Raw genomic sequence first — 18,296 nt, forward strand, 5'->3', positions numbered from 1 at the left:
TTTAATGGGTCAAAAGATTAACCCAAATGGTTTCCGTCTCGGTGTTAACCGTGATTGGGAAGCAAAGTGGTATGCAGACAAAAACTACGCTGACACTTTAAATGAAGATTTACGTATTAGAAAGTTCATCTCTGAAAAGTTAGCTGATGCATCTGTTTCCACTGTGGAAATTGAACGTGCTGCAAACAGAATTAACATTTCTATCCACACTGCAAAACCTGGTATGGTTATCGGTAAAGGTGGTAAAGAAGTTGAAGCTTTAAGAAAACAACTTAGTGCTTTAACAAAAAAGAACGTTCACATTAATATTGTTGAAATTAAGAAGCCTGATTTAGATGCTAAATTAGTAGGCGAAGGTATTGCTCGTCAACTTGAAGCAAGAATTGCATTTAGACGTGCAACCCGTCAAGCAACTCAAAGATCTATGCGTTCTGGTGCTAAGGGTATCAAAGTTCAAACTGCTGGTCGTTTGAATGGTGCTGATATGGCAAGAAGAGAATGGCATACTGAAGGTAGTGTTCCACTTCATACTTTAAGAGCAGATATTGATTATGCTTGGGTAGAAGCTGCAACTACTTATGGTCAAATTGGTGTTAAGGTTTGGATCAATCGTGGTGAAATTCTACCACAACGTAAAAACAAACCTTCTAAGAAAGCGAAGGGAGGAAACTAATAGTGTTAGTACCTAAGCGTGTAAAGCACCGTCGTGAATTCCGCGGTAAAATGCGTGGTGAAGCTAAAGGCGGAAAGACCATTGCATTTGGTGAATATGGTTTAGAAGCTGTTGAATCTCACTGGATTACTAATAGACAAATCGAAGCCGCTCGTATTGCTATGACTCGTTTCATGAAGCGTGGCGGACGTGTTTGGATTAGAATCTTCCCACAAAAATCCTACACTGCAAAAGGTGTTGGTGTTCGTATGGGTTCCGGTAAAGGTGCACCAGCTGGTTGGGTAGCTGTTGTTAAAAGAGGCAAGATTATGTTTGAAATCGGTGGCGTTTCAGAAGACGTTGCTCGTGAAGCTTTAAGACTTGCTTCAAACAAGCTTCCAATTAAGACTAAGTTTGTTAAGAAGAGTTCGGAAGTAGGTGGCGAATCTAATGAAGGCTAAAGATATCAGAGCATTAACCACTGATCAAATGTTAGAAAAGGAAAAGCAATATAAAGAAGAACTTTTTAATTTGCGTTTCCAACAAGCAACGGGTCAATTAGAGAACACCGCTCGCTTGAGACAAGTCCGCAAGAACATTGCTAGAATTAAGACAATTCTTAGCGAAAAAGAATTGAGCAAGAATTAGTTAACGGAAGGGAGTTATTAACTTGAGCGAAACTAACGAAAGAAATAATCGTCACGTATACCAAGGTCGAGTTGTTTCTGACAAGATGGATAAGACTATTACAGTTGTTGTAGATACCTACAAGAACCACCCTGTTTATAAGAAGCGTATTAAATACTCAAAGAAGTATTACGCTCACGATGAAAACAACGAAGCTAAGATTGGCGATACTGTTCGTATCATGGAAACCCGTCCATTATCACATGCGAAGCGTTACCGTCTAACTAAGATTGTTAAGAAGTCAATTTAATTACGCGGATTTTATTGAGGGGAGGATAAACTAGTGATCCAACACGAAAGCCGTTTAAAGGTTGCTGACAACTCCGGTGCAAGAGAACTCCTAGTTATCAAGGTTTTAGGTGGTTCTAAGCGTAAGACCGGTAATATTGGTGATATCGTAGTTGCTGCTGTTAAACAAGCAACACCAGGTGGCGTTGTCAAAAAAGGTGATGTTGTTAAAGCAGTTATTGTTAGAACAAAATCAGGTGCACGCCGTGAAGATGGTTCATACATCAAGTTCGACGAAAATGCAGCAGTTGTAATTAATGCTGATAAGAGTCCTCGTGGAACTCGTATTTTTGGGCCTGTAGCCCGTGAACTGCGTGAGCACGATTTCATGAAGATCGTATCTCTTGCTCCTGAAGTCTTATAATTTTTTAGGGAGGTGCACTGATGTTTGTTAAAACAGGTGACAAAGTAAAAGTTATTGCCGGTAAAGATAAAGGCAAAGAAGGCACTGTACTTTCAGTCAACGCCAAGACTAACCGTATTGTTGTCAAAGGTGTTAATAAGATCAAAAAGCATGAGAAACCTTCACAAGCCAACGCTAATGGTGGTGTGGTAGAAAAAGAAGGTTCTATCCATGCATCAAATGTAAAAGTTATTGCTAAAAAAGAAGATAACAACAAATAGGAGGGAGGACGCACATGGCAAACAGTTTAGTAGAAAAATATTCAAATGAAATCGCACCAGCTATGAACAAAAAGTTTAATTACGATTCAGTTATGGAAATTCCTAAAATTGATAAAATCGTTTTAAACATGGGTGTCGGTGATGCAGTTTCTAATGCAAAGAATCTTGATGAAGCTGTAGAAGAATTGACTTTAATCTCAGGTCAAAAGCCTTTGATTACTAAAGCTAAGAAATCAATCGCAAACTTCCGTTTACGTGAAGGTATGTCTATTGGTGCTAAGGTTACCCTTAGAGGCGATAGAATGTACGATTTCTTGTACAAATTAATCAACGTTTCTCTTCCTCGAGTTCGTGACTTCCGCGGAATCAGTTCTAGATCATTTGATGGTCGTGGTAACTACACTTTAGGTATCAAAGAACAATTGATTTTCCCAGAAATCGACTACGACAAGGTAAACCGTGTTAGAGGTTTGGACGTTGTTATTGTAACTACTGCCAATACAGATGAAGAAGCTCGTGAACTTCTTACTGAGTTTGGTATGCCTTTTGCTAAATAATTTGGAGGACATTAATGGCTAAAACATCACAAATCGTCAGAAATCATCGTCCTGCTAAGTTTTCATCTCGTGAATACACTCGTTGCGAGAGATGTGGCCGTCCACACTCTGTTTACCGCAAGTTCAAATTATGCCGTATTTGCTTAAAAGACTTAGCACACAAGGGTCAAATTCCTGGTGTTAAAAAGGCAAGTTGGTAATTAACGGTAAAGGAGGCAAATTAAATGGTCATGACAGATCCAATTGCAGATTACTTGACTAGAATTAGAAATGCTAACATGGCAAAACACAGTTCTGTTGAGATTCCTGCATCATCAATGAAGAAATCACTTAGTGAAATCTTAAAGAACGAAGGCTTTATTCGCGATTACCAAGTTGAAGATGACAACAAACAAGGTATGATCAAGATCTTCTTGAAATACGGTCCTAATAATGAACGTGTTATTTCAGGTTTAAAGCGTATTTCTAAGCCTGGTTTAAGAAACTACGTAAGTGCAGAGAACTTACCAAAAGTTCTTAATGGTCTTGGTATTGCTATCATTTCTACTTCTGCAGGTGTGATTACTGATAAAGAAGCTAGAGAAAAGAACGTCGGCGGCGAAGTTATTGCTTACGTTTGGTAATTTTGACAGAAAGGAGAACTATTAATGAGCCGAATTGGTTTAAAGGTCATCGAGGTTCCTGAAAAGGTCACAGTTACCAAAAATGGTGACGACATCACTGTTAAGGGACCAAAAGGTGAACTTACTAGATACTTTGATCCACGCATTACCTTTGAACAAAAAGATGGAGAAATTCATTTTAGTCGTTCAAATGAAGCTGATAAAGCTCTTCATGGTACTGAAAGAGCAAATCTTGCTTCCATGATTGAAGGTGTAACTGATGGATATGTTAAGAAGTTAACTTTAGTTGGTGTTGGATACCGTGCAGTTGCACAAGGTAAGAAATTAACTTTAAATGTTGGTTACTCTCACCCAGTTGTATTTGAAGCACCAGAAGGTGTTACAGTTAAAACTCCATCAGCAACTTCAATTGAAATTGAAGGTATTTCAAAACAAGTTGTAGGTCAATTTGCGGCAGAAATTCGTGATGTTCGTCCACCAGAACCTTACAAGGGTAAAGGTATTCGTTACGAAGACGAATATGTACGTCGCAAGGAAGGTAAGACTGGTAAATAATAAATAGAAAATTTTTGAGGTGAAATTGTGATTTCTAAACCAGATAAAAACAAATTACGCTTAAAGCGTCATAAACGTATTCGTGGAAAGATTTCTGGTACTGCTGAGCGCCCACGCTTAAGTGTTTTCCGTTCAAACAAAAACATCTACGCTCAATTAATTGATGATGTAGAGGGTGTAACGCTTGCAAGTGCCTCAACAAATGATAAAAATATTTCAGCTGAAGGTTCTAAGATGGAACAAGCTGCTGAAGTAGGTAAAGCTTTAGCTGAAACTGCTGCTAAGAAGAACATTAAGAGTGTTGTATTTGATAGAAGTGGTTACTTATACCACGGCCGTGTACAAGCTCTTGCTGATGCAGCACGTGAAAACGGATTAGAATTCTAGGAAAGGAGAATTAACTAATGGCAAACCGCAACGATTCTCGTAGAGATTCTCGTAAAGATCGTAAAAAAGACGATATTGAAGATCAATTAGTAGCAATTAACCGGATCACCAAGGTTGTTAAGGGTGGTCGTCGCATGAGATTTGCTGCTGTTGTAATCGTCGGCGATAGAAAAGGTCATGTAGGTTTTGGTACTGGTAAGGCTCAAGAAGTCCCAGAAGCTATCCGCAAGGCTGTTGAAGCTGGTAAAAAGAGAATGATTAAGGTACCTACTGTTGGTACTACTATTCCACATGAAGTTATGGGCCATTACGGTTCTGGTAACATTATGTTGAAACCTGCTGAAGCTGGTTCTGGTGTTGCTGCTGGTGGTGCTGTTCGTATTATCATGGATTTAGCTGGTATTTCAGATGTTACTTCTAAATCACTTGGTTCAAATACACCAATCAATGTTATCCGTGCTACTATGGACGGTTTGAGTAAGTTAAAGACTCGTGAAGACGTTTTGAAACTTCGTGAGTCAGCAAAAAGCTTAGAAGATTAAGGAGATTAAATAATGGATTTAAAAGTTACCTTAATTAAAAGCGTCGCACACCGTCTTCCAAAACAAAGAAAGATTGTTAAAGCTCTTGGTCTTGGTAAGGTAAATAGCACTGTTGTTCTTCCAGACAACGCTGCAACTCGTGGCGCTTTATTGAAGATTGCTCACCTGATCTCAGTTGAAGAGGTTAATAAGTAATTAGAATCCAAGGAGGTGCCAATTAATGAAGCTTAATGAATTAAAACCAAATGAAGGTTCACGTCGCAACAGAAAGCGTGTTGGTCGTGGTACTTCTAGTGGTTACGGTAAAACTGCTGGTCGTGGTCAAAAGGGTCAATTAGCTCGTACTGGCGGTAAAACACGTTTAGGTTTCGAAGGTGGTCAAATGCCATTATTCAGAAGAATGCCTAAGCGTGGTTTCAAGAACGTTAACCGCAAAGAATACGCTATTATTAATTTAAATGATTTAAATAGATTTGATGATGGTAGCGAAGTAACTATCGATACATTAAAATCATCAGGTTTAGTTAAAAAAGAACTTGCAGGAGTTAAGTTGTTAGCTAACGGTGAATTAAAGGTTAAGTTGACTGTAAAAGTTAACAAAGCCTCAGAAGCTGCTAAAAAAGCTGTTGAAGCCGCTGGCGGAACTGTTGAGGTGATCTAATGTTCTCGACCTTGAAGAACGCCTTTAAGGATAAAGATATTAGATCTAAAATCTTTTTTACACTCTTTATCCTGTTGCTTTATCGAATCGGAGCTAATATAACAGTTCCGGGAGTTAATGCAAAAGCTATTACACGGGTTGCACAAACTGGTTTAGTCCCAATGTTGGATACAGTCAGTGGTGGTGGATTAGATACATATTCAATCTTTTCTCTAGGTGTTTCACCTTATATTACTGCTCAAATTGTTATTCAATTACTCCAAATGGATATTGTTCCTAAGTTAGTTGAGTGGGGAAAGCAAGGAGAAGTTGGAAGACGAAAGACAAACCAAGTAACACGCTATCTTACTTTAGTAGTTGCTTTTGTTCAAAGTCTTGGGATTACTCTTGGCTTTAACGTTTTAACCGAAATGGGTTTAGTTAAAACGCAAACTCCTCAAACCTATATTGAGATTGCCATTATTATGACGGCTGGGACTATGCTTTTGACCTGGCTGGGTGATGAAATTACTGATAAAGGTTTAGGAAATGGTGTATCTGTAATTATTTTTGCAGGTATTATTGCCCGTCTTCCTAATGGAATTTATCAACTATTTAAAGATGTCATTATTAATAATAGTGCTAGCGATCGTTGGCAGGGGATTTTGTTCTTCATCGCGATCATTATTGCCATTTTACTAGTAACTCAATTTGTTACATGGTTTCAACAGGCTGATTTGCGAGTACCTATCCAGTATACTCGTAGGGCAGCAACAAGTGGCTCCGAAAGTTTCCTACCTTTAAAGGTTAACGTTTCTGGAGTTATTCCAGTTATTTTTGCCAGTTCCTTTATTATTACACCAGCTACAATTTTGATGGCTTTTCAAAGATCTCATGGAAATGAACAATGGTTTAAGATTTGTAATCAAATATTTAGTTTACAAACTACACCAGGTGCATTAATTTATACACTTTTGATTATTTTGTTCACTTTCTTCTATGCCTTTGTTCAAGTAAATCCAGAGAAGTTGGCTGAGAACTTGCAAAAGCAAGGAGCCTACATTCCTAGCGTTTGGCCAGGAAAAGATACACAAAAGTATGTATCTAAAATTTTAATTAGATTATCAACAGTAGGTGCGGTATTTTTAGGACTTGTTGCCTTGTTGCCGCAGCTTGCTACAAATATTTTTGGTTTACCAAGTTCAATTGGACTTGGCGGAACAAGTCTTTTAATCGTTATTGGTGTTGTTTTAGAGTTAGCCCGTCAAGTTGATGGACTACTAATGAAGCGCGAATACGTTGGATTTATTAGATAGTAAGGATAAAAATGATTAATTTAATTCTTTTAGGATTGCCTGGTGCAGGCAAAGGAACAGCTTCTGAAAGCATTGTAGATAAATATCACTTAGCACATATTTCTACAGGTGATATGTTCAGAGAAGCTATGGCTAATGAAACTCCAGTTGGTTTAGAAGCTAAAAGTTATATTGATAAAGGCGATTTAGTGCCAGACGAAGTTACTGCTAAGTTAGTTGAAGAACGTCTTAAGCAACCTGACACTAAGAATGGATTCATCTTAGATGGATTTCCAAGAACCACTGTTCAAGCTGAACTTCTTGAAGGTATAACTAAACGGTTAGAAAAGCCGTTAACTAATGTAATTGCAATTGATGTTGATGAAGATGTTTTAATCAAGCGCTTATCAGCACGCTACATTTGTAAAAATTGTGGTGCAACTTACAACAAGATTTCAAATCCAACTAAAGTAGAAGGTACTTGTGATCGTTGCGGAGGACATGAATTTTTCCAACGCGAGGATGACAAGCCAGAAGTTGTTAAAAATCGCTTAGAAGTTAACAAGAAGATGAATACTCCTCTTCGTGATTTTTATGAAGAAAAAGGAATTCTTTCAACTGTTAACGGTGAACAAACTCCGGAAAAAGTATTTGAAGACATTGACAAAATCTTAAGTAAAGATTAGTCTCTTATTGTTTTTTTACATTCCGTGTTATAATGCCTAAGTGTGACTATTTGTTCATGTGGAGGAACAATTTTGGCAAAAGAAGATGTCATCGAAGTTGAAGGTAAGGTAGTTGATACCTTACCTAATGCTATGTTTAAAGTTGAATTAGAAAATGGTGCAACAATTTTAGCTCACGTTTCTGGTAAAATTAGAATGCACTACATTAGAATTTTACCTGGTGATAGAGTAACAGTTGAATTATCACCATATGATTTAACCAAGGGTAGGATTACGTATCGTTTTATTAAGTAATTACGGAGGCAAACATGAAAGTTAGACCATCTGTTAAACCAATGTGTGAACATTGCAAGATTATCAAAAGACATGGTCGTGTTATGGTGATTTGCTCTGCAAACCCTAAGCACAAACAACGTCAAGGTTAATAGTTATATATTTTTATTAGGAGGTGCAATTTAATGGCACGTATTGCTGGTGTTGACTTACCCAGAAATAAAAGAGTTGTAGTCGCATTAACTTATATCTATGGTATTGGTGAATCAACTGCAAAGAAGATTTGTAAAGATGCTGGTATTTCTGAAGATATTCGTACTAATGACTTGACCCCAGAAGATCAAGAAAAATTACGTAGCGAAGTAGATAAGTACCGTGTTGAAGGTGACCTTCGTCGTGAAGTTAGTCTTAACATTAAGCGTTTAGTTGAAATTGGTTCATACCGTGGTATTCGTCACCGTCGTGGATTGCCAGTTCGTGGACAAAATACCAAGAATAATGCTCGTACTCGTAAGGGTTCAAAGAGAAAATAATTTATTAAATAGGAGGTTAAGTTAATGGCTGCAAAGAAAACAGCACGTAAACGCCGTGTAAAGAAGCATGTTGAAAGCGGCGTTGCTCATATTCATTCTACGTTTAACAATACCTTGGTCATGATTACTGATGTACAAGGTAACGCAGTCGCATGGTCTTCCGCTGGTGCTTTAGGTTTCAAGGGTAGTCGTAAGTCTACACCATTTGCTGCTCAAATGGCCGCAGAAGCAGCTGCAAAGTCTGCAATGGATCAAGGCATGAAGCATGTTGAAGTTTCAGTTAAAGGACCAGGTGCAGGTCGTGAAGCTGCTATTAGAGCACTTCAAGCTGCAGGTCTTGAAATCACTGCTATTCGCGACGTTACTCCAGTGCCGCACAACGGTTCCAGACCACCAAAACGTCGTCGTGTCTAGTTTATTCCTGCGTGCAGGACATTACGTTTTGAAAGGGGCCCAGTAATGATTGAATTTGAAAAACCAAATATTACCGTAGTAGACCAAGAGGAGGCATACGGTAAGTTTGTTGTCGAACCACTGGAACGCGGTTTCGGGACTACTTTAGGTAACTCACTCCGTCGAGTTTTACTTACTTCTATTCCAGGTACGGCACTTTCTTATATTCAGATTGATGGTGTGTTACATGAATTTTCAACAATTCCTGGCGTTAGAGAAGACGTCACAAAAATTATTCTTAATTTGAAGAAACTAGAGTTAAAGTCACTCTCAGATGAAGAAAAAATTGCCGAAATCGATGTAACTGGTCCAGCAATCGTAACTGCTGCTGACTTAAAGGTCGACTCTGATATTGAGGTCTTAAATCCAGATCAATATATTTGTAGTATTGCTGATGGTGGCCATTTGCATATGAACGTTGCGATCAAGAATGGTCGTGGTTATGTTCCCGCAAGTGAAAACAAGACTGATGACATGCCTATTGGCGTCATCCCCGTTGATTCACTCTTTTCACCAATCAAAAAAGTTAACTACCAAGTTGAAAGTGCTCGTGTTGGTAAAAGAGACGATTATGACAAATTAACTTTAGAAATTTGGACTGATGGTTCAATCACACCTAATGATGCCCTTAGTTTCGCTGCGAAGATTCTTGTAGAACACTTCAAAGTATTTATGTCTACTGATATGGATGCGCAGTTTGATGATGTAATGGTAGAAAAAGAGGACGATAAGAATGAGAAGAAGCTTGAGATGACGATCGAAGAGCTTGACTTATCTGTTCGTTCATATAACTGCTTGAAACGTGCAGGAATTAATACTGTTCAAGAATTAACTGATAAATCTGAAGCAGATATGATGCGCGTACGTAACTTAGGACGTAAGTCATTAGAAGAAGTAAAGAATAAACTTGCCGAACTTGGTCTATCACTTCGTCAAGATGACTAAGTTGGAAAAATAAGGAGGGAAAACTCATGGCATACCGTAAATTAGGTCGCGATAGTGCACATAGAAAAGCAATGCTTAGAGAAATGACTACCCAATTGATCATGAACGAACGCATTGTTACTACTGAAACCCGTGCTAAAGAAATCCGTAAAACTACCGAAAAGATGATTACTTTAGGTAAACGCGGTGATTTAAGTGCTAGAAGAAAGGCTGCTGCTTTTGTTCGTAATGAAATTGCTGATATTCATGAAGAAAAAGATGCAGTTGTCGTAAAATCAGCACTTCAAAAACTTTTCAGTGACATTGCACCTCGTTACAAAGACCGTAATGGTGGTTACACTAGAATGTACAAGTTAGCTAACCCACGTAAGGGTGATGCTGCTCCAATGGTAATCATTGAATTAGTTTAATTGCGCAAAATATAATATTATTTTATAAATCTTTCACAAAAGCGAGAATAAGCGTGATGATGGTGGCTTTTGCCTAGTCTAGCTTAGATGTTAAATCATCCCTCTTTGTGGATGATTTTTTTTTGCTCTTTTTTTATAATTGATACAATGACATATTTGAAGAAGAGCAAGTGATATTTATGAAAGACAATATAGTAACCGTAGAGCATCTTTCTTTTACTTATAAAGACAGTGAGGAACCTGCAGTAAAAGATGTTAGTTTTTCAATTCCTAAAGGTACTTGGACCACTTTGGTTGGTCATAACGGAAGTGGAAAATCAACTATTGCTCGTTTATTGAATGGTATTCTTTTACCAGATGATAATCCTAATACTTTGATCAATATCGATGGTATAACTCTAACTGAAAAAACTATGTGGGATATTAGAGATCGTGTGGGAATTGTATTTCAAAATCCTGATAATCAGTTTGTGGGAGCTACGGTTGAAGATGATGTAGCTTTTGGTTTAGAGAACCGTCAAGTCCCTCGTACCAAAATGAAAAGCATTGTTCAGGATGTACTTAATCAAGTAGAAATGATAGCTTTTCAAGAAAGTGAACCCCAATATCTTTCTGGTGGTCAAAAGCAAAGAGTTGCTATTGCAGGAATTTTAGCAATTGGTCCGAAATTGATAATTCTAGATGAATCAACGAGTATGCTTGACCCAGCAGGAAAGTCAAAAATTCTTAGGCTTATAAAAAAATTACAAAAAGAAAATGAGCTAACAATATTTTCAATTACGCATGATATTAATGAAGCGGTGCACGCAGACCAGATTTTAGTTTTAAATAAAGGCAGCTTGCTGGCTAGCGGTTCGCCTGGAGATATATTTAAAGATGATTCTCTTATTAGAAGCGCGGGGTTAGATCTTCCTTTATTTTATAAAATAAAAAATAAGCTAATAAATGAAGGAATAAGTATCCCGCAAGAAGTCAATACTGAGGAAAAGTTGGTGAACTATTTGTGTCAATTGAATTCAAAAATGTAGATTATATTTATGCGCCAGAAACTCCATTTCAGACTCAAGGATTAGCTGATATATCTTTTAAAATAAAAAGTGGCTCATTTGTTGCAATTGCTGGTCATACGGGAAGTGGTAAATCTACCTTAATGCAGCATTTTGATGGCTTATTATTGCCAAGTAGTGGAGCAGTTAATATTGCTGATAAGACTATAACTTCTAACACTTCTAGCAAGTCTTTAAAAGAAATTAGAAAAAAAGTTGGTTTAGTTTTCCAGTTTCCTGAAAGCCAATTGTTTGAAGAAACAGTTCTTAAAGATGTCATGTTTGGACCGCTTAATTTTGGCTTTTCGGAGCAAAAGGCTAAAGAACAAGCTATTGAGTGGATAGAAAAAGTGGGTTTATCTGAGCAAGTTATGAATAAATCTCCCTTCGAACTTTCTGGTGGACAGATGCGCCGAGTAGCAATTGCTGGCGTAATGGCTTATGAACCAGACATTTTATGTTTGGATGAACCAGCTGCTGGCTTAGATCCTGAAGGACAGAAGCAAATGTTTGATATATTTAAAAATTATCAACAGGAAGGACATACTGTCATTTTGATCTCGCATAATATGGATGATATCAGTCAATATGCAGATGATATGCTGGTTCTTGAACATGGTCGTTTAATAAAGCATGCAAGTCCAAAGGAAGTTTTTTCTGATCCTAACTGGGTAAAGGAGCATTTTTTAGATGAGCCTGCTACTAGTAAATTTGCTAGAGAATTAGAAAAGGGTGGCTTTCAATTTTCAGAAATGCCTTTAACTATTGATTCTTTAGTAAATAAAATTGCAAATGATTTAAAGGCGAAGGGAGGAAATGAATGAGTAAAATTATTATCGGTCGATATATTCCTGGGAATTCTGTCGTCTATAAGATGGACCCAAGAGGAAAAATAATCGCTACTTTTTTGTTTATTGTCATTATCTTCCTAGCTAATAACTGGTTATCCTATCTCTTTCTATCTTTTTTTACTTTACTTGCTGTTGGAGCAACTAAATTAAAACCAAAAGTATTTTGGGATGGTGTGAAGCCTTTAATTTGGTTGATCCTTTTTACATCAGTTTTGCAGCTATTTTTTACTACTGGTGGAAAAATTTATTGGCATTGGGGAATTTTTAATATTAGTGAATACGGCATTCAAAACTCTATTTTTATTTTTATTCGTTTTGTAATGATTATTTTAATTTCTACCGTTCTCACTCTGACAACAACTTCATTAGAAATTGCAGATGGAATGGAATGGATTCTAAGACCTCTTGGCTACTTAAAAGTTCCTGTAGCCCAGATTGCACTTGTAATGTCGATAGCACTCCGTTTTGTACCGACTTTGTTAGATCAGGCTGTTAGAATTATGAACGCTCAGAGGGCACGTGGAGCAGATTTTAATAGTGGTGGATTAATTAAAAGAATTCATGCAATTATTCCAATCTTAATTCCTTTATTCATTAGTTCCTTAACAATTGCAATTGATTTAGCTACTGCAATGGAAGCTAGAGGCTATCGAGAAGGGGCAAAAAGGACGCGCTATCGTGTTTTAAAATGGTCAAAGTATGATTGGATTAATCTGGGATATTTTGCCCTCTTGACGCTGATTTTATTACTTACAAGGACATATTAAATAATGACTACGAGATATAAGTTGACAATGGCATATGATGGACACCTTTTTCATGGCTTTCAAATTCAGCCTAATGAGCGGACTGTGCAAGGCGTAATTGAAGAAGCACTAAAAAAGATGACTAAAGGAAAACGGGTAGTGGTGCATGGATCTGGAAGAACTGATGCTGGTGTTCATGCTAAAGGTCAAGTTATCCACTTTGACTATCCAGGAAAAGAAATTCCAGCTAAAAATATGATGCTTGCTCTAAATGCATTAATGCCAATTGATACAGTTTTTTTTGATAGTGAAATTGTTAATTCAGATTTTCATGTTCAATATTCTACTAAAGGAAAATGGTATCGCTATATTGTAGATCAACATCGTTTTACTGATCCTTTTAACCGTTTTTATACGGGACATTATCCATATCCATTAGATATTGATTTAATGCAAAGGGCTGCTAAAGACTTGATCGGAAAACATGATTTTACTAGTTTTGCAGCAAGTGGTGGACAAATTGTTGATAAGGTACGAACAATTTATTACGTAAATATCACTTCTGATCCAGATAATAAAAAAATTATTTTTGATTTTATTGGAAATGGATTTTTATATAACATGGTTAGAATTTTAGTTGGTACTTTACTGGAGATTGGTAATAAAAAACGTCCAGTTGATGATATACCGAGAGTTTTAGCAGCAAAAGATCGACAAGAAGTTAGAACAACAGCACCAGCAAGTGGATTATATTTGCAACATGTTTTTTATGAAGAAGTTCCTAAAAAATATCGATTAGACCTTAAAAAAGATTGACTTTTTGAGCAAAACGACGTAAATTAGTATACGTATGTTTGTCCACGATAGGCCCCGGAAACTTATTGTTTGTCAAACAGAAGAAAAACGGAGGAATTTAAAGTGCGTACTACCCCATTAGCTAAAACTAGTGATATTAAACGTAAGTGGTATGTTATCGATGCGACTGATGTTTCACTTGGTCGTTTATCAACTGCTGTAGCATCAATTTTAAGAGGTAAGAATAAGCCTCAATATACACCAAATGTAGATACTGGTGATTATGTTATTGTTGTTAACGCAGGTAAATTAAAGTTGACTGGTAAAAAGGCAACTGATAAGATCTACTACCACCACTCAGATTACCGTGGTGGTTTAAGAGCTACTCCTGCCGGTGAATTATTAGCTAAGAACCCAGTAAGATTAGTTGAATTATCTGTAAAGGGCATGTTGCCAAAGAATACTCTTGGTCACCAAGAATTCATGAAGATGCATGTTTACGCTGGTGAAGACCACGAACACGCAGCACAAAAGCCTGAAAAATTAGACATCAACGAATTAATCTAGGAGGTTTTAAATAATGGCACAACAAGCAGCTTACGCTGGAACTGGTCGTCGTAAAGATTCTGTTGCCCGCGTACGTTTAGTACCAGGTAACGGTCAAATTACCATTAACAAAGAAGACGTAACTAAGTACATTCCATACCCTAACTTGGTTCAAGATATGAAGCAACCATTAGCATTAACTGAAACTGAAGGTCAATACAACGTTGAAGTTAATGTTAACGGTGGTGGTTTCTCAGGACAAGCTGGTGCAATTCGTTTAGGTATTGCACGTGCACTTCTTGAAGTTGACCCAGATTTCCGTGGTCCACTTAAGAAGGCTGGCATGTTAACTCGTGACCCAAGAATGAAGGAAAGAAAGAAGCCAGGTTTGAAGAAAGCCCGCAAAGCTTCACAATTCTCAAAGCGTTAATATTTATATTACGTTTTTATCGAAAAGACATCTCGAAAGAGGTGTCTTTTTTTGTCAGGTGTAATTATTCAATATAAAAATATTATGTTTTTAGAGAGTTAAAACTAATAATAGGGAATAATAATGATTATATACACTAAATATAAATTTAATGGTGAAGTATTCTTTTCAAGATTTTTCAATTTTGAAGAGATAATGGATCGTAAATATAGTTGCTTGGGACAAATGACTCGAGTGACTATAAAAGGTGGAAAGACTTATGAAGGTTTTGCTGATGAACCTTATTTGTCAGATAAAGGTAAATGTTTAACTTTAATATGGTATGATATCGATTATGGCACTTTAGGGTTAAGAAGTGGTAAAGTAACCACAATATTTATACCGTTAGACATAATTATTGGAATTGAGTCAATTTTACACAGTAATCCACGTTGGGGACATCCACCAATTAATGAATTTGTTTTTAGTAGTGAGTTAAGATCAAAATTAATGGAATTGCATGAAAAATATATGCAAAGTGAGAGAAAAAAGTAGTCTAATGAACTATACTTTTAAACTTCGCTTAAGAAATTGTGAAAGTTTTGAACTATAATAATATAGAAAAGTTAATCCTAAGAAAGGTTCTATATTATTTACATGAAATATTTAATTACCGGAGCGACAGGTAACTTAGGCGAAAAGGTTACTCGTTGGCTTAGAACTATGACTCCCGAAAATAATATTCGAGTTGGAATTCACAATTTAAAAAAAGCGAATAAGTTTGACGACTTAGATGTTGAAAAGGTTAAACTAGATTACTTTGATTTAGATACACTTGAAAAAGCAGTTTCTGGCGTTGATTTGGTTATTTATATTCCTAGTATTACTTATGATTTGCAGAGAAGAATCACAGAATTTGAAAATGTACTGCAAGCTGTGAAAAAGGCAAAAGCAAAGTTGATTTTTGTCAGCTTTTTTGCGGACCAAGAAAATAATCCTTTTGTGATGTCACCATTTTATGCTTATGTTCCAAGGCGATTAGCTAGCTCAAATGTTGAGTATAGTATTGTGAAAAATAGTCTTTATGCTGATCCTTTAGTTCCATATCTTGAAGAATTAATTAAGCGTAAGAACATTATTTATCCTGTTGGTGCACAACCACTTTCTTTTATTACTCGAAATGATAGTGCACATGCGATTGCCTGCCTAGCTATGCAGTCTATAATGCGTGACCAAGGTCAGTCTTATTTACTAAGTATGGATAAAAACTATAATATGGTTGAATTGTCCTACATCATGTCGCGAATTACTGATCATAAAATTGGTTATGCACCAGTCACAATTACTGAATTTGCTAAAATTTATGCCCAAGAAGGCGATGGAAAAGAATTAGCATCAATGTATGCTGGTGGTGCAAAGGGCCTATTAAGCGCAACATCAGACGATTTTCATCGCTTAACTGGACGTGAACCAGAAGAGATGGAGCATTTTCTGCGAAACGGCTACCAGATAGCTCGTTTATAAAAGAATTCTATATTAATACATAATATTTCAAGTTAAAATAAAAGATGTTATACTATAGGTAGTAAGTGCTGAGAGAAAATTAATTGTAATTAAAGTGTAGATGCAGAGCTGAGTAAGACCGTAGGCATGCTAGTAATACACAGACTTTTAGCTTAGGGATGAGGGTAAAAGTCAACTTCTTATTTTAACTGTTATATACGAAAGAAGAGATCAGACATTAAAATCTGATCTCTTTTTCGTGAAGTCTATTAATTAAAGACTAGCATTAATATTCTTAGCCAAGTAGTCGTAAAGCATACCTTTCTCTAAGTCACTGGTATCATGTCCGAGTGTCCGAGCGATAGTGTAAGCATATGCCCAAGCAGTAGCTGGACCACGACTAGTGATAATTTTATGTTCTTGGTCAACAACAGTGATGTCAGTGCTAAAGTGACCATTTGGACATTCTTCTTCGATTTGTTTTTCAAAGCCTGGATAACAAGTATAGTTAGCACCTTCAAGTAAACCGTAGTGCCCTAAAGCGATTGGAGCTGCACACATTGCGGCATCCCACTTACCTGCTTTATTTCTTTGAATCATCAAGTCTGCAAGCTTTTTATTATTTCTTAAATTCAAAGCGCCAGTTCTGCCACCAGGGAAGGCAACAAGATCATAATCAAGAAGTGAGTCATCCACAACCTTATCACAGGTAAGTAAGATATGATGATCACCATCAATTTCTTTTTTATCTAGTCCGACCATGTCGCAGTCAATATTTAAACGACGTAAGACATCAACGACACTTAAGCCTTCAACTTCTTCACAACCGTCTGCAAAGACAACAGCTACTTTTGTCATAAAAAAGTCCTCCTTTTTAGTAATTACTATACATTCTTATTTTAACGCAATGACTTTATCTTTTTTTATTTGAAGATTGAAAAAAATAACTAAAAATTGCGTATATAAATATAGAGAGGAAAATGAAAGAATGGGTGAGGATCTTGTAGTAGAAAATATGTGAAACACTAAATATAGTATCGATTTTAAAAATACTTGAAATAACGCAATATTCTGTTAACATTGAGATAATTGTAATAAAATTTGTGAAACAATTTAAGGAAAGAGGGTAAAAAATGGCTACTGAAGTTTATTTAGTAAGACATGGAGAAACGATGTTTAATCAGTTGAATAAAGTTCAAGGTTGGGCTGATTCTCCATTGACTGTAAAAGGAATTAATGATTTAAAAGTAACTGCTGCTAATTTATCTCAGGTTCACTTTGATAAAATGTACAGTTCTGACTTGAAGCGAGCCATTGATACGGTTCACTTAATTGCAGATACAAATGAAGTTTCAGAAATTGGCAAAATAAGAAAGCTTCCAGCCTTTCGCGAGGTATTTTTTGGAACTTTTGAAGGCGACGATATTGATGAAACTTGGAGAAAAGTTGCGAAAGCTGGTGGCATGAAACCAACGAGTGATGTGGTAAAAATTATTCAGACACTTGGTATTCATGATTTTCGCGAAGCTACTAAAAAGGCTGATCCCCGTCACTTAGCTGAAGACGCCGAGGCACTAGATAATCGCATGGATCAAGCAATTAGTCAATTAGCACAAGAAACTAAAGGATTAGGAAGAGTATTAGTAGTATCTCATGGTGACTTTATCAAGACTTTAGGTATTAAATATTGGGATCAAGCAAGTGGTGACCATGATATTCCATTTCCTGATAACGGAAGCGTTACTCGAGGAATTATTGACGATAATGGAAAATTTAGAATTATTAATTATGGTGTAAAAAATACTGATATTCCAAATTTATAAGATGTAACTACTTTGTTGCATCTTTTTTAGTATAGGTTAGAGGGATGTTCTTTAGCGGTATGTTCAACATGCTCAATCATTGCGTCGATCATTGATAAGACATCAGGATCATTTAAAAAGTAAAAAACGTGTGTCCCATGCTTATGATGTTTAACTAGGTTGTACTTTTCTAAAATTCCTAATTGTTTTGACACGACGGGTTGAGACAATTCAAGTGTAGTTGCAATTGTTGAAACATCGACTTCTTTAGAAGAATTGCGTAAGAAAAATAAAATTGAAATTCGTCTGCTATTACTCAAAACCTTGTATATCTTAGCTGCTTCGTTAACTAGGGATGTGTTTAAACTCATTATGATCACCAAACCTTATTGACAATATATCGAAAATGGAATATTATACTTTCTGCATATAAGTATACCAGATTCGA

At 36.5% G+C, this 18,296-nt stretch carries 33 protein-coding genes; 31 read left to right on the forward strand and 2 right to left on the reverse strand.

Translation table 11 applies throughout. The features are described 5' to 3' along the window. Positions 1–4 precede the first annotated feature (4 nt). The 30 genes from rpsC (at position 5) to F3I00_RS01730 (ending at position 16,067) form a co-directional block, all read left to right on the forward strand. Positions 5–673 carry a 30S ribosomal protein S3 gene (rpsC, locus tag F3I00_RS01585; RefSeq protein ID WP_003649464.1) on the forward strand — a complete coding sequence of 223 codons (669 nt, stop codon included), beginning with the start codon at positions 5–7 and terminating at the stop codon, positions 671–673. Between the two features lie 2 nt (positions 674–675). Continuing rightward, positions 676–1,113 carry a 50S ribosomal protein L16 gene (gene rplP, locus F3I00_RS01590; RefSeq protein WP_003647829.1) on the forward strand — a complete coding sequence of 146 codons (438 nt, stop codon included), beginning with the start codon at positions 676–678 and terminating at the stop codon, positions 1,111–1,113. Further along, a complete protein-coding gene (rpmC, locus tag F3I00_RS01595; RefSeq protein WP_003647828.1) occupies positions 1,103–1,300 on the forward strand; it encodes a 50S ribosomal protein L29 in 198 nt (65 codons plus the stop codon). The genes rplP and rpmC overlap by 11 nt, the downstream gene beginning before the upstream one ends. A 22-nt stretch (positions 1,301–1,322) precedes the next feature. Then, positions 1,323–1,589: a 30S ribosomal protein S17 gene (rpsQ, locus tag F3I00_RS01600; RefSeq protein WP_003647827.1), complete on the forward strand. Its 267-nt coding sequence runs from the start codon at positions 1,323–1,325 to the stop codon at positions 1,587–1,589. A gap of 33 nt (positions 1,590–1,622) precedes the next feature. Next, positions 1,623–1,991 carry a 50S ribosomal protein L14 gene (gene rplN / locus F3I00_RS01605; protein ID WP_003649463.1) on the forward strand — a complete coding sequence of 123 codons (369 nt, stop codon included), beginning with the start codon at positions 1,623–1,625 and terminating at the stop codon, positions 1,989–1,991. Positions 1,992–2,011: 20 nt separating this feature from the next. Beyond that, positions 2,012–2,251 carry a 50S ribosomal protein L24 gene (rplX, locus tag F3I00_RS01610; RefSeq protein WP_003647825.1) on the forward strand — a complete coding sequence of 80 codons (240 nt, stop codon included), beginning with the start codon at positions 2,012–2,014 and terminating at the stop codon, positions 2,249–2,251. Between the two features lie 14 nt (positions 2,252–2,265). Next, the gene (rplE, locus tag F3I00_RS01615) at positions 2,266–2,808 is read left to right on the forward strand and encodes a 50S ribosomal protein L5 (RefSeq protein ID WP_003649462.1); all 543 of its coding nucleotides are present in this window, start codon (positions 2,266–2,268) and stop codon (positions 2,806–2,808) included. A 14-nt stretch (positions 2,809–2,822) separates the two neighbouring features. Next, positions 2,823–3,008 (forward strand): type Z 30S ribosomal protein S14, encoded by a 186-nt coding sequence (locus F3I00_RS01620; protein WP_003647824.1) that lies wholly within the window; start codon positions 2,823–2,825, stop codon positions 3,006–3,008. 24 nt (positions 3,009–3,032) lie between these two features. Beyond that, positions 3,033–3,431: a 30S ribosomal protein S8 gene (gene rpsH / locus F3I00_RS01625; protein ID WP_003647823.1), complete on the forward strand. Its 399-nt coding sequence runs from the start codon at positions 3,033–3,035 to the stop codon at positions 3,429–3,431. A 24-nt stretch (positions 3,432–3,455) separates the two neighbouring features. After that, positions 3,456–3,986: a 50S ribosomal protein L6 gene (rplF, locus tag F3I00_RS01630; protein WP_003649461.1), complete on the forward strand. Its 531-nt coding sequence runs from the start codon at positions 3,456–3,458 to the stop codon at positions 3,984–3,986. Positions 3,987–4,013: 27 nt separating this feature from the next. After that, positions 4,014–4,373 (forward strand): 50S ribosomal protein L18, encoded by a 360-nt coding sequence (rplR, locus tag F3I00_RS01635; protein ID WP_003647821.1) that lies wholly within the window; start codon positions 4,014–4,016, stop codon positions 4,371–4,373. 17 nt (positions 4,374–4,390) lie between these two features. After that, positions 4,391–4,915 (forward strand): 30S ribosomal protein S5, encoded by a 525-nt coding sequence (gene rpsE / locus F3I00_RS01640; RefSeq protein ID WP_003647820.1) that lies wholly within the window; start codon positions 4,391–4,393, stop codon positions 4,913–4,915. A gap of 9 nt (positions 4,916–4,924) precedes the next feature. Continuing rightward, entirely contained in the window at positions 4,925–5,110 is a 186-nt protein-coding gene (gene rpmD / locus F3I00_RS01645) for a 50S ribosomal protein L30 (protein WP_024273012.1), read from the forward strand. Positions 5,111–5,135: 25 nt separating this feature from the next. Beyond that, positions 5,136–5,576 (forward strand): 50S ribosomal protein L15, encoded by a 441-nt coding sequence (gene rplO / locus F3I00_RS01650; protein ID WP_003649460.1) that lies wholly within the window; start codon positions 5,136–5,138, stop codon positions 5,574–5,576. After that, complete coding sequence (secY, locus tag F3I00_RS01655; RefSeq protein WP_020807218.1) at positions 5,576–6,871, forward strand: preprotein translocase subunit SecY; 1,296 nt, start codon at positions 5,576–5,578, stop codon at positions 6,869–6,871. Before rplO ends, secY begins: the two co-directional genes overlap by 1 nt. Positions 6,872–6,882: 11 nt before the next feature. Then, positions 6,883–7,536, forward strand: coding sequence for an adenylate kinase (locus F3I00_RS01660; RefSeq protein WP_003647817.1), 654 nt, complete (start codon positions 6,883–6,885; stop codon positions 7,534–7,536). Positions 7,537–7,608: 72 nt separating this feature from the next. Continuing rightward, entirely contained in the window at positions 7,609–7,830 is a 222-nt protein-coding gene (gene infA, locus F3I00_RS01665; protein ID WP_003647816.1) for a translation initiation factor IF-1, read from the forward strand. A 14-nt stretch (positions 7,831–7,844) separates the two neighbouring features. Next, positions 7,845–7,961 (forward strand): 50S ribosomal protein L36, encoded by a 117-nt coding sequence (rpmJ, locus tag F3I00_RS01670; RefSeq protein WP_003647815.1) that lies wholly within the window; start codon positions 7,845–7,847, stop codon positions 7,959–7,961. A gap of 33 nt (positions 7,962–7,994) precedes the next feature. Next, entirely contained in the window at positions 7,995–8,342 is a 348-nt protein-coding gene (gene rpsM, locus F3I00_RS01675) for a 30S ribosomal protein S13 (protein WP_003649457.1), read from the forward strand. Positions 8,343–8,366: 24 nt separating this feature from the next. After that, the gene (gene rpsK / locus F3I00_RS01680) at positions 8,367–8,756 is read left to right on the forward strand and encodes a 30S ribosomal protein S11 (protein ID WP_003647813.1); all 390 of its coding nucleotides are present in this window, start codon (positions 8,367–8,369) and stop codon (positions 8,754–8,756) included. Positions 8,757–8,801: 45 nt separating this feature from the next. Then, positions 8,802–9,740 (forward strand): DNA-directed RNA polymerase subunit alpha, encoded by a 939-nt coding sequence (locus tag F3I00_RS01685; RefSeq protein ID WP_003649455.1) that lies wholly within the window; start codon positions 8,802–8,804, stop codon positions 9,738–9,740. Between the two features lie 26 nt (positions 9,741–9,766). Continuing rightward, positions 9,767–10,150, forward strand: a complete 384-nt coding sequence (gene rplQ / locus F3I00_RS01690) for a 50S ribosomal protein L17 (RefSeq protein ID WP_003649454.1) — start codon at positions 9,767–9,769, stop codon at positions 10,148–10,150. Between the two features lie 179 nt (positions 10,151–10,329). After that, positions 10,330–11,178 (forward strand): energy-coupling factor transporter ATPase, encoded by an 849-nt coding sequence (locus F3I00_RS01695; RefSeq protein ID WP_020807217.1) that lies wholly within the window; start codon positions 10,330–10,332, stop codon positions 11,176–11,178. Then, positions 11,154–12,020, forward strand: a complete 867-nt coding sequence (locus F3I00_RS01700; protein WP_020807216.1) for an energy-coupling factor transporter ATPase — start codon at positions 11,154–11,156, stop codon at positions 12,018–12,020. Before F3I00_RS01695 ends, F3I00_RS01700 begins: the two co-directional genes overlap by 25 nt. Next, positions 12,017–12,814, forward strand: coding sequence for an energy-coupling factor transporter transmembrane protein EcfT (locus tag F3I00_RS01705; RefSeq protein WP_020807215.1), 798 nt, complete (start codon positions 12,017–12,019; stop codon positions 12,812–12,814). Before F3I00_RS01700 ends, F3I00_RS01705 begins: the two co-directional genes overlap by 4 nt. 3 nt (positions 12,815–12,817) lie before the next feature. Beyond that, positions 12,818–13,609, forward strand: a complete 792-nt coding sequence (gene truA, locus F3I00_RS01710) for a tRNA pseudouridine(38-40) synthase TruA (protein WP_020807214.1) — start codon at positions 12,818–12,820, stop codon at positions 13,607–13,609. A 102-nt stretch (positions 13,610–13,711) separates the two neighbouring features. Further along, positions 13,712–14,155: a 50S ribosomal protein L13 gene (gene rplM / locus F3I00_RS01715; protein WP_003647806.1), complete on the forward strand. Its 444-nt coding sequence runs from the start codon at positions 13,712–13,714 to the stop codon at positions 14,153–14,155. A gap of 13 nt (positions 14,156–14,168) precedes the next feature. Continuing rightward, on the forward strand, positions 14,169–14,564 hold the full coding sequence (rpsI, locus tag F3I00_RS01720; RefSeq protein WP_003647805.1) for a 30S ribosomal protein S9: 396 nt from the start codon (positions 14,169–14,171) through the stop codon (positions 14,562–14,564). Between the two features lie 123 nt (positions 14,565–14,687). Then, the gene (locus F3I00_RS01725; RefSeq protein ID WP_020807213.1) at positions 14,688–15,098 is read left to right on the forward strand and encodes a hypothetical protein; all 411 of its coding nucleotides are present in this window, start codon (positions 14,688–14,690) and stop codon (positions 15,096–15,098) included. Between the two features lie 102 nt (positions 15,099–15,200). Further along, positions 15,201–16,067 (forward strand): NmrA family NAD(P)-binding protein, encoded by an 867-nt coding sequence (locus F3I00_RS01730; RefSeq protein ID WP_003649443.1) that lies wholly within the window; start codon positions 15,201–15,203, stop codon positions 16,065–16,067. Positions 16,068–16,319: 252 nt separating this feature from the next. On the opposite strand, the gene F3I00_RS01735 is transcribed toward F3I00_RS01730, so the two are convergent. Continuing rightward, the gene (locus F3I00_RS01735; RefSeq protein WP_020807212.1) at positions 16,320–16,904 is read right to left on the reverse strand and encodes a DJ-1 family glyoxalase III; all 585 of its coding nucleotides are present in this window, start codon (positions 16,902–16,904) and stop codon (positions 16,320–16,322) included. A gap of 275 nt (positions 16,905–17,179) precedes the next feature. Here F3I00_RS01735 and F3I00_RS01740 point away from each other — a divergent pair, with 275 nt between their 5' ends. Further along, positions 17,180–17,869: a histidine phosphatase family protein gene (locus F3I00_RS01740; protein ID WP_020807211.1), complete on the forward strand. Its 690-nt coding sequence runs from the start codon at positions 17,180–17,182 to the stop codon at positions 17,867–17,869. Positions 17,870–17,895: 26 nt separating this feature from the next. On the opposite strand, the gene F3I00_RS01745 is transcribed toward F3I00_RS01740, so the two are convergent. Continuing rightward, a complete protein-coding gene (locus tag F3I00_RS01745; protein WP_020807210.1) occupies positions 17,896–18,219 on the reverse strand; it encodes a helix-turn-helix transcriptional regulator in 324 nt (107 codons plus the stop codon). Positions 18,220–18,296 lie beyond the last annotated feature (77 nt).

This window comes from Lactobacillus sp. JM1, assembly GCF_009834385.1.
GTDB lineage: Bacteria > Bacillota > Bacilli > Lactobacillales > Lactobacillaceae > Lactobacillus > Lactobacillus paragasseri.

What these genes read in the sequence shown, in the direction of transcription:
- rpsC (WP_003649464.1), top strand. Translation starts at nt 5, where the DNA reads ATGGGTCAAAAGATTAACCCAAATGGTTTCCGTCTCGGTGTTAACCGT.
- rpmC (WP_003647828.1), top strand. Translation starts at nt 1,103, where the DNA reads ATGAAGGCTAAAGATATCAGAGCATTAACCACTGATCAAATGTTAGAA.
- rplX (WP_003647825.1), top strand. Translation starts at nt 2,012, where the DNA reads ATGTTTGTTAAAACAGGTGACAAAGTAAAAGTTATTGCCGGTAAAGAT.
- rplE (WP_003649462.1), top strand. Translation starts at nt 2,266, where the DNA reads ATGGCAAACAGTTTAGTAGAAAAATATTCAAATGAAATCGCACCAGCT.
- F3I00_RS01620 (WP_003647824.1), top strand. Translation starts at nt 2,823, where the DNA reads ATGGCTAAAACATCACAAATCGTCAGAAATCATCGTCCTGCTAAGTTT.
- rpsH (WP_003647823.1), top strand. Translation starts at nt 3,033, where the DNA reads ATGGTCATGACAGATCCAATTGCAGATTACTTGACTAGAATTAGAAAT.
- rplF (WP_003649461.1), top strand. Translation starts at nt 3,456, where the DNA reads ATGAGCCGAATTGGTTTAAAGGTCATCGAGGTTCCTGAAAAGGTCACA.
- rpsE (WP_003647820.1), top strand. Translation starts at nt 4,391, where the DNA reads ATGGCAAACCGCAACGATTCTCGTAGAGATTCTCGTAAAGATCGTAAA.
- rplO (WP_003649460.1), top strand. Translation starts at nt 5,136, where the DNA reads ATGAAGCTTAATGAATTAAAACCAAATGAAGGTTCACGTCGCAACAGA.
- secY (WP_020807218.1), top strand. Translation starts at nt 5,576, where the DNA reads ATGTTCTCGACCTTGAAGAACGCCTTTAAGGATAAAGATATTAGATCT.
- F3I00_RS01660 (WP_003647817.1), top strand. Translation starts at nt 6,883, where the DNA reads ATGATTAATTTAATTCTTTTAGGATTGCCTGGTGCAGGCAAAGGAACA.
- rpmJ (WP_003647815.1), top strand. Translation starts at nt 7,845, where the DNA reads ATGAAAGTTAGACCATCTGTTAAACCAATGTGTGAACATTGCAAGATT.
- rpsM (WP_003649457.1), top strand. Translation starts at nt 7,995, where the DNA reads ATGGCACGTATTGCTGGTGTTGACTTACCCAGAAATAAAAGAGTTGTA.
- rpsK (WP_003647813.1), top strand. Translation starts at nt 8,367, where the DNA reads ATGGCTGCAAAGAAAACAGCACGTAAACGCCGTGTAAAGAAGCATGTT.
- F3I00_RS01685 (WP_003649455.1), top strand. Translation starts at nt 8,802, where the DNA reads ATGATTGAATTTGAAAAACCAAATATTACCGTAGTAGACCAAGAGGAG.
- rplQ (WP_003649454.1), top strand. Translation starts at nt 9,767, where the DNA reads ATGGCATACCGTAAATTAGGTCGCGATAGTGCACATAGAAAAGCAATG.
- F3I00_RS01695 (WP_020807217.1), top strand. Translation starts at nt 10,330, where the DNA reads ATGAAAGACAATATAGTAACCGTAGAGCATCTTTCTTTTACTTATAAA.
- F3I00_RS01705 (WP_020807215.1), top strand. Translation starts at nt 12,017, where the DNA reads ATGAGTAAAATTATTATCGGTCGATATATTCCTGGGAATTCTGTCGTC.
- truA (WP_020807214.1), top strand. Translation starts at nt 12,818, where the DNA reads ATGACTACGAGATATAAGTTGACAATGGCATATGATGGACACCTTTTT.
- rpsI (WP_003647805.1), top strand. Translation starts at nt 14,169, where the DNA reads ATGGCACAACAAGCAGCTTACGCTGGAACTGGTCGTCGTAAAGATTCT.
- F3I00_RS01725 (WP_020807213.1), top strand. Translation starts at nt 14,688, where the DNA reads ATGATTATATACACTAAATATAAATTTAATGGTGAAGTATTCTTTTCA.
- F3I00_RS01730 (WP_003649443.1), top strand. Translation starts at nt 15,201, where the DNA reads ATGAAATATTTAATTACCGGAGCGACAGGTAACTTAGGCGAAAAGGTT.
- F3I00_RS01735 (WP_020807212.1), bottom strand. Translation starts at nt 16,904, where the DNA reads ATGACAAAAGTAGCTGTTGTCTTTGCAGACGGTTGTGAAGAAGTTGAA.
- F3I00_RS01740 (WP_020807211.1), top strand. Translation starts at nt 17,180, where the DNA reads ATGGCTACTGAAGTTTATTTAGTAAGACATGGAGAAACGATGTTTAAT.
- F3I00_RS01745 (WP_020807210.1), bottom strand. Translation starts at nt 18,219, where the DNA reads ATGAGTTTAAACACATCCCTAGTTAACGAAGCAGCTAAGATATACAAG.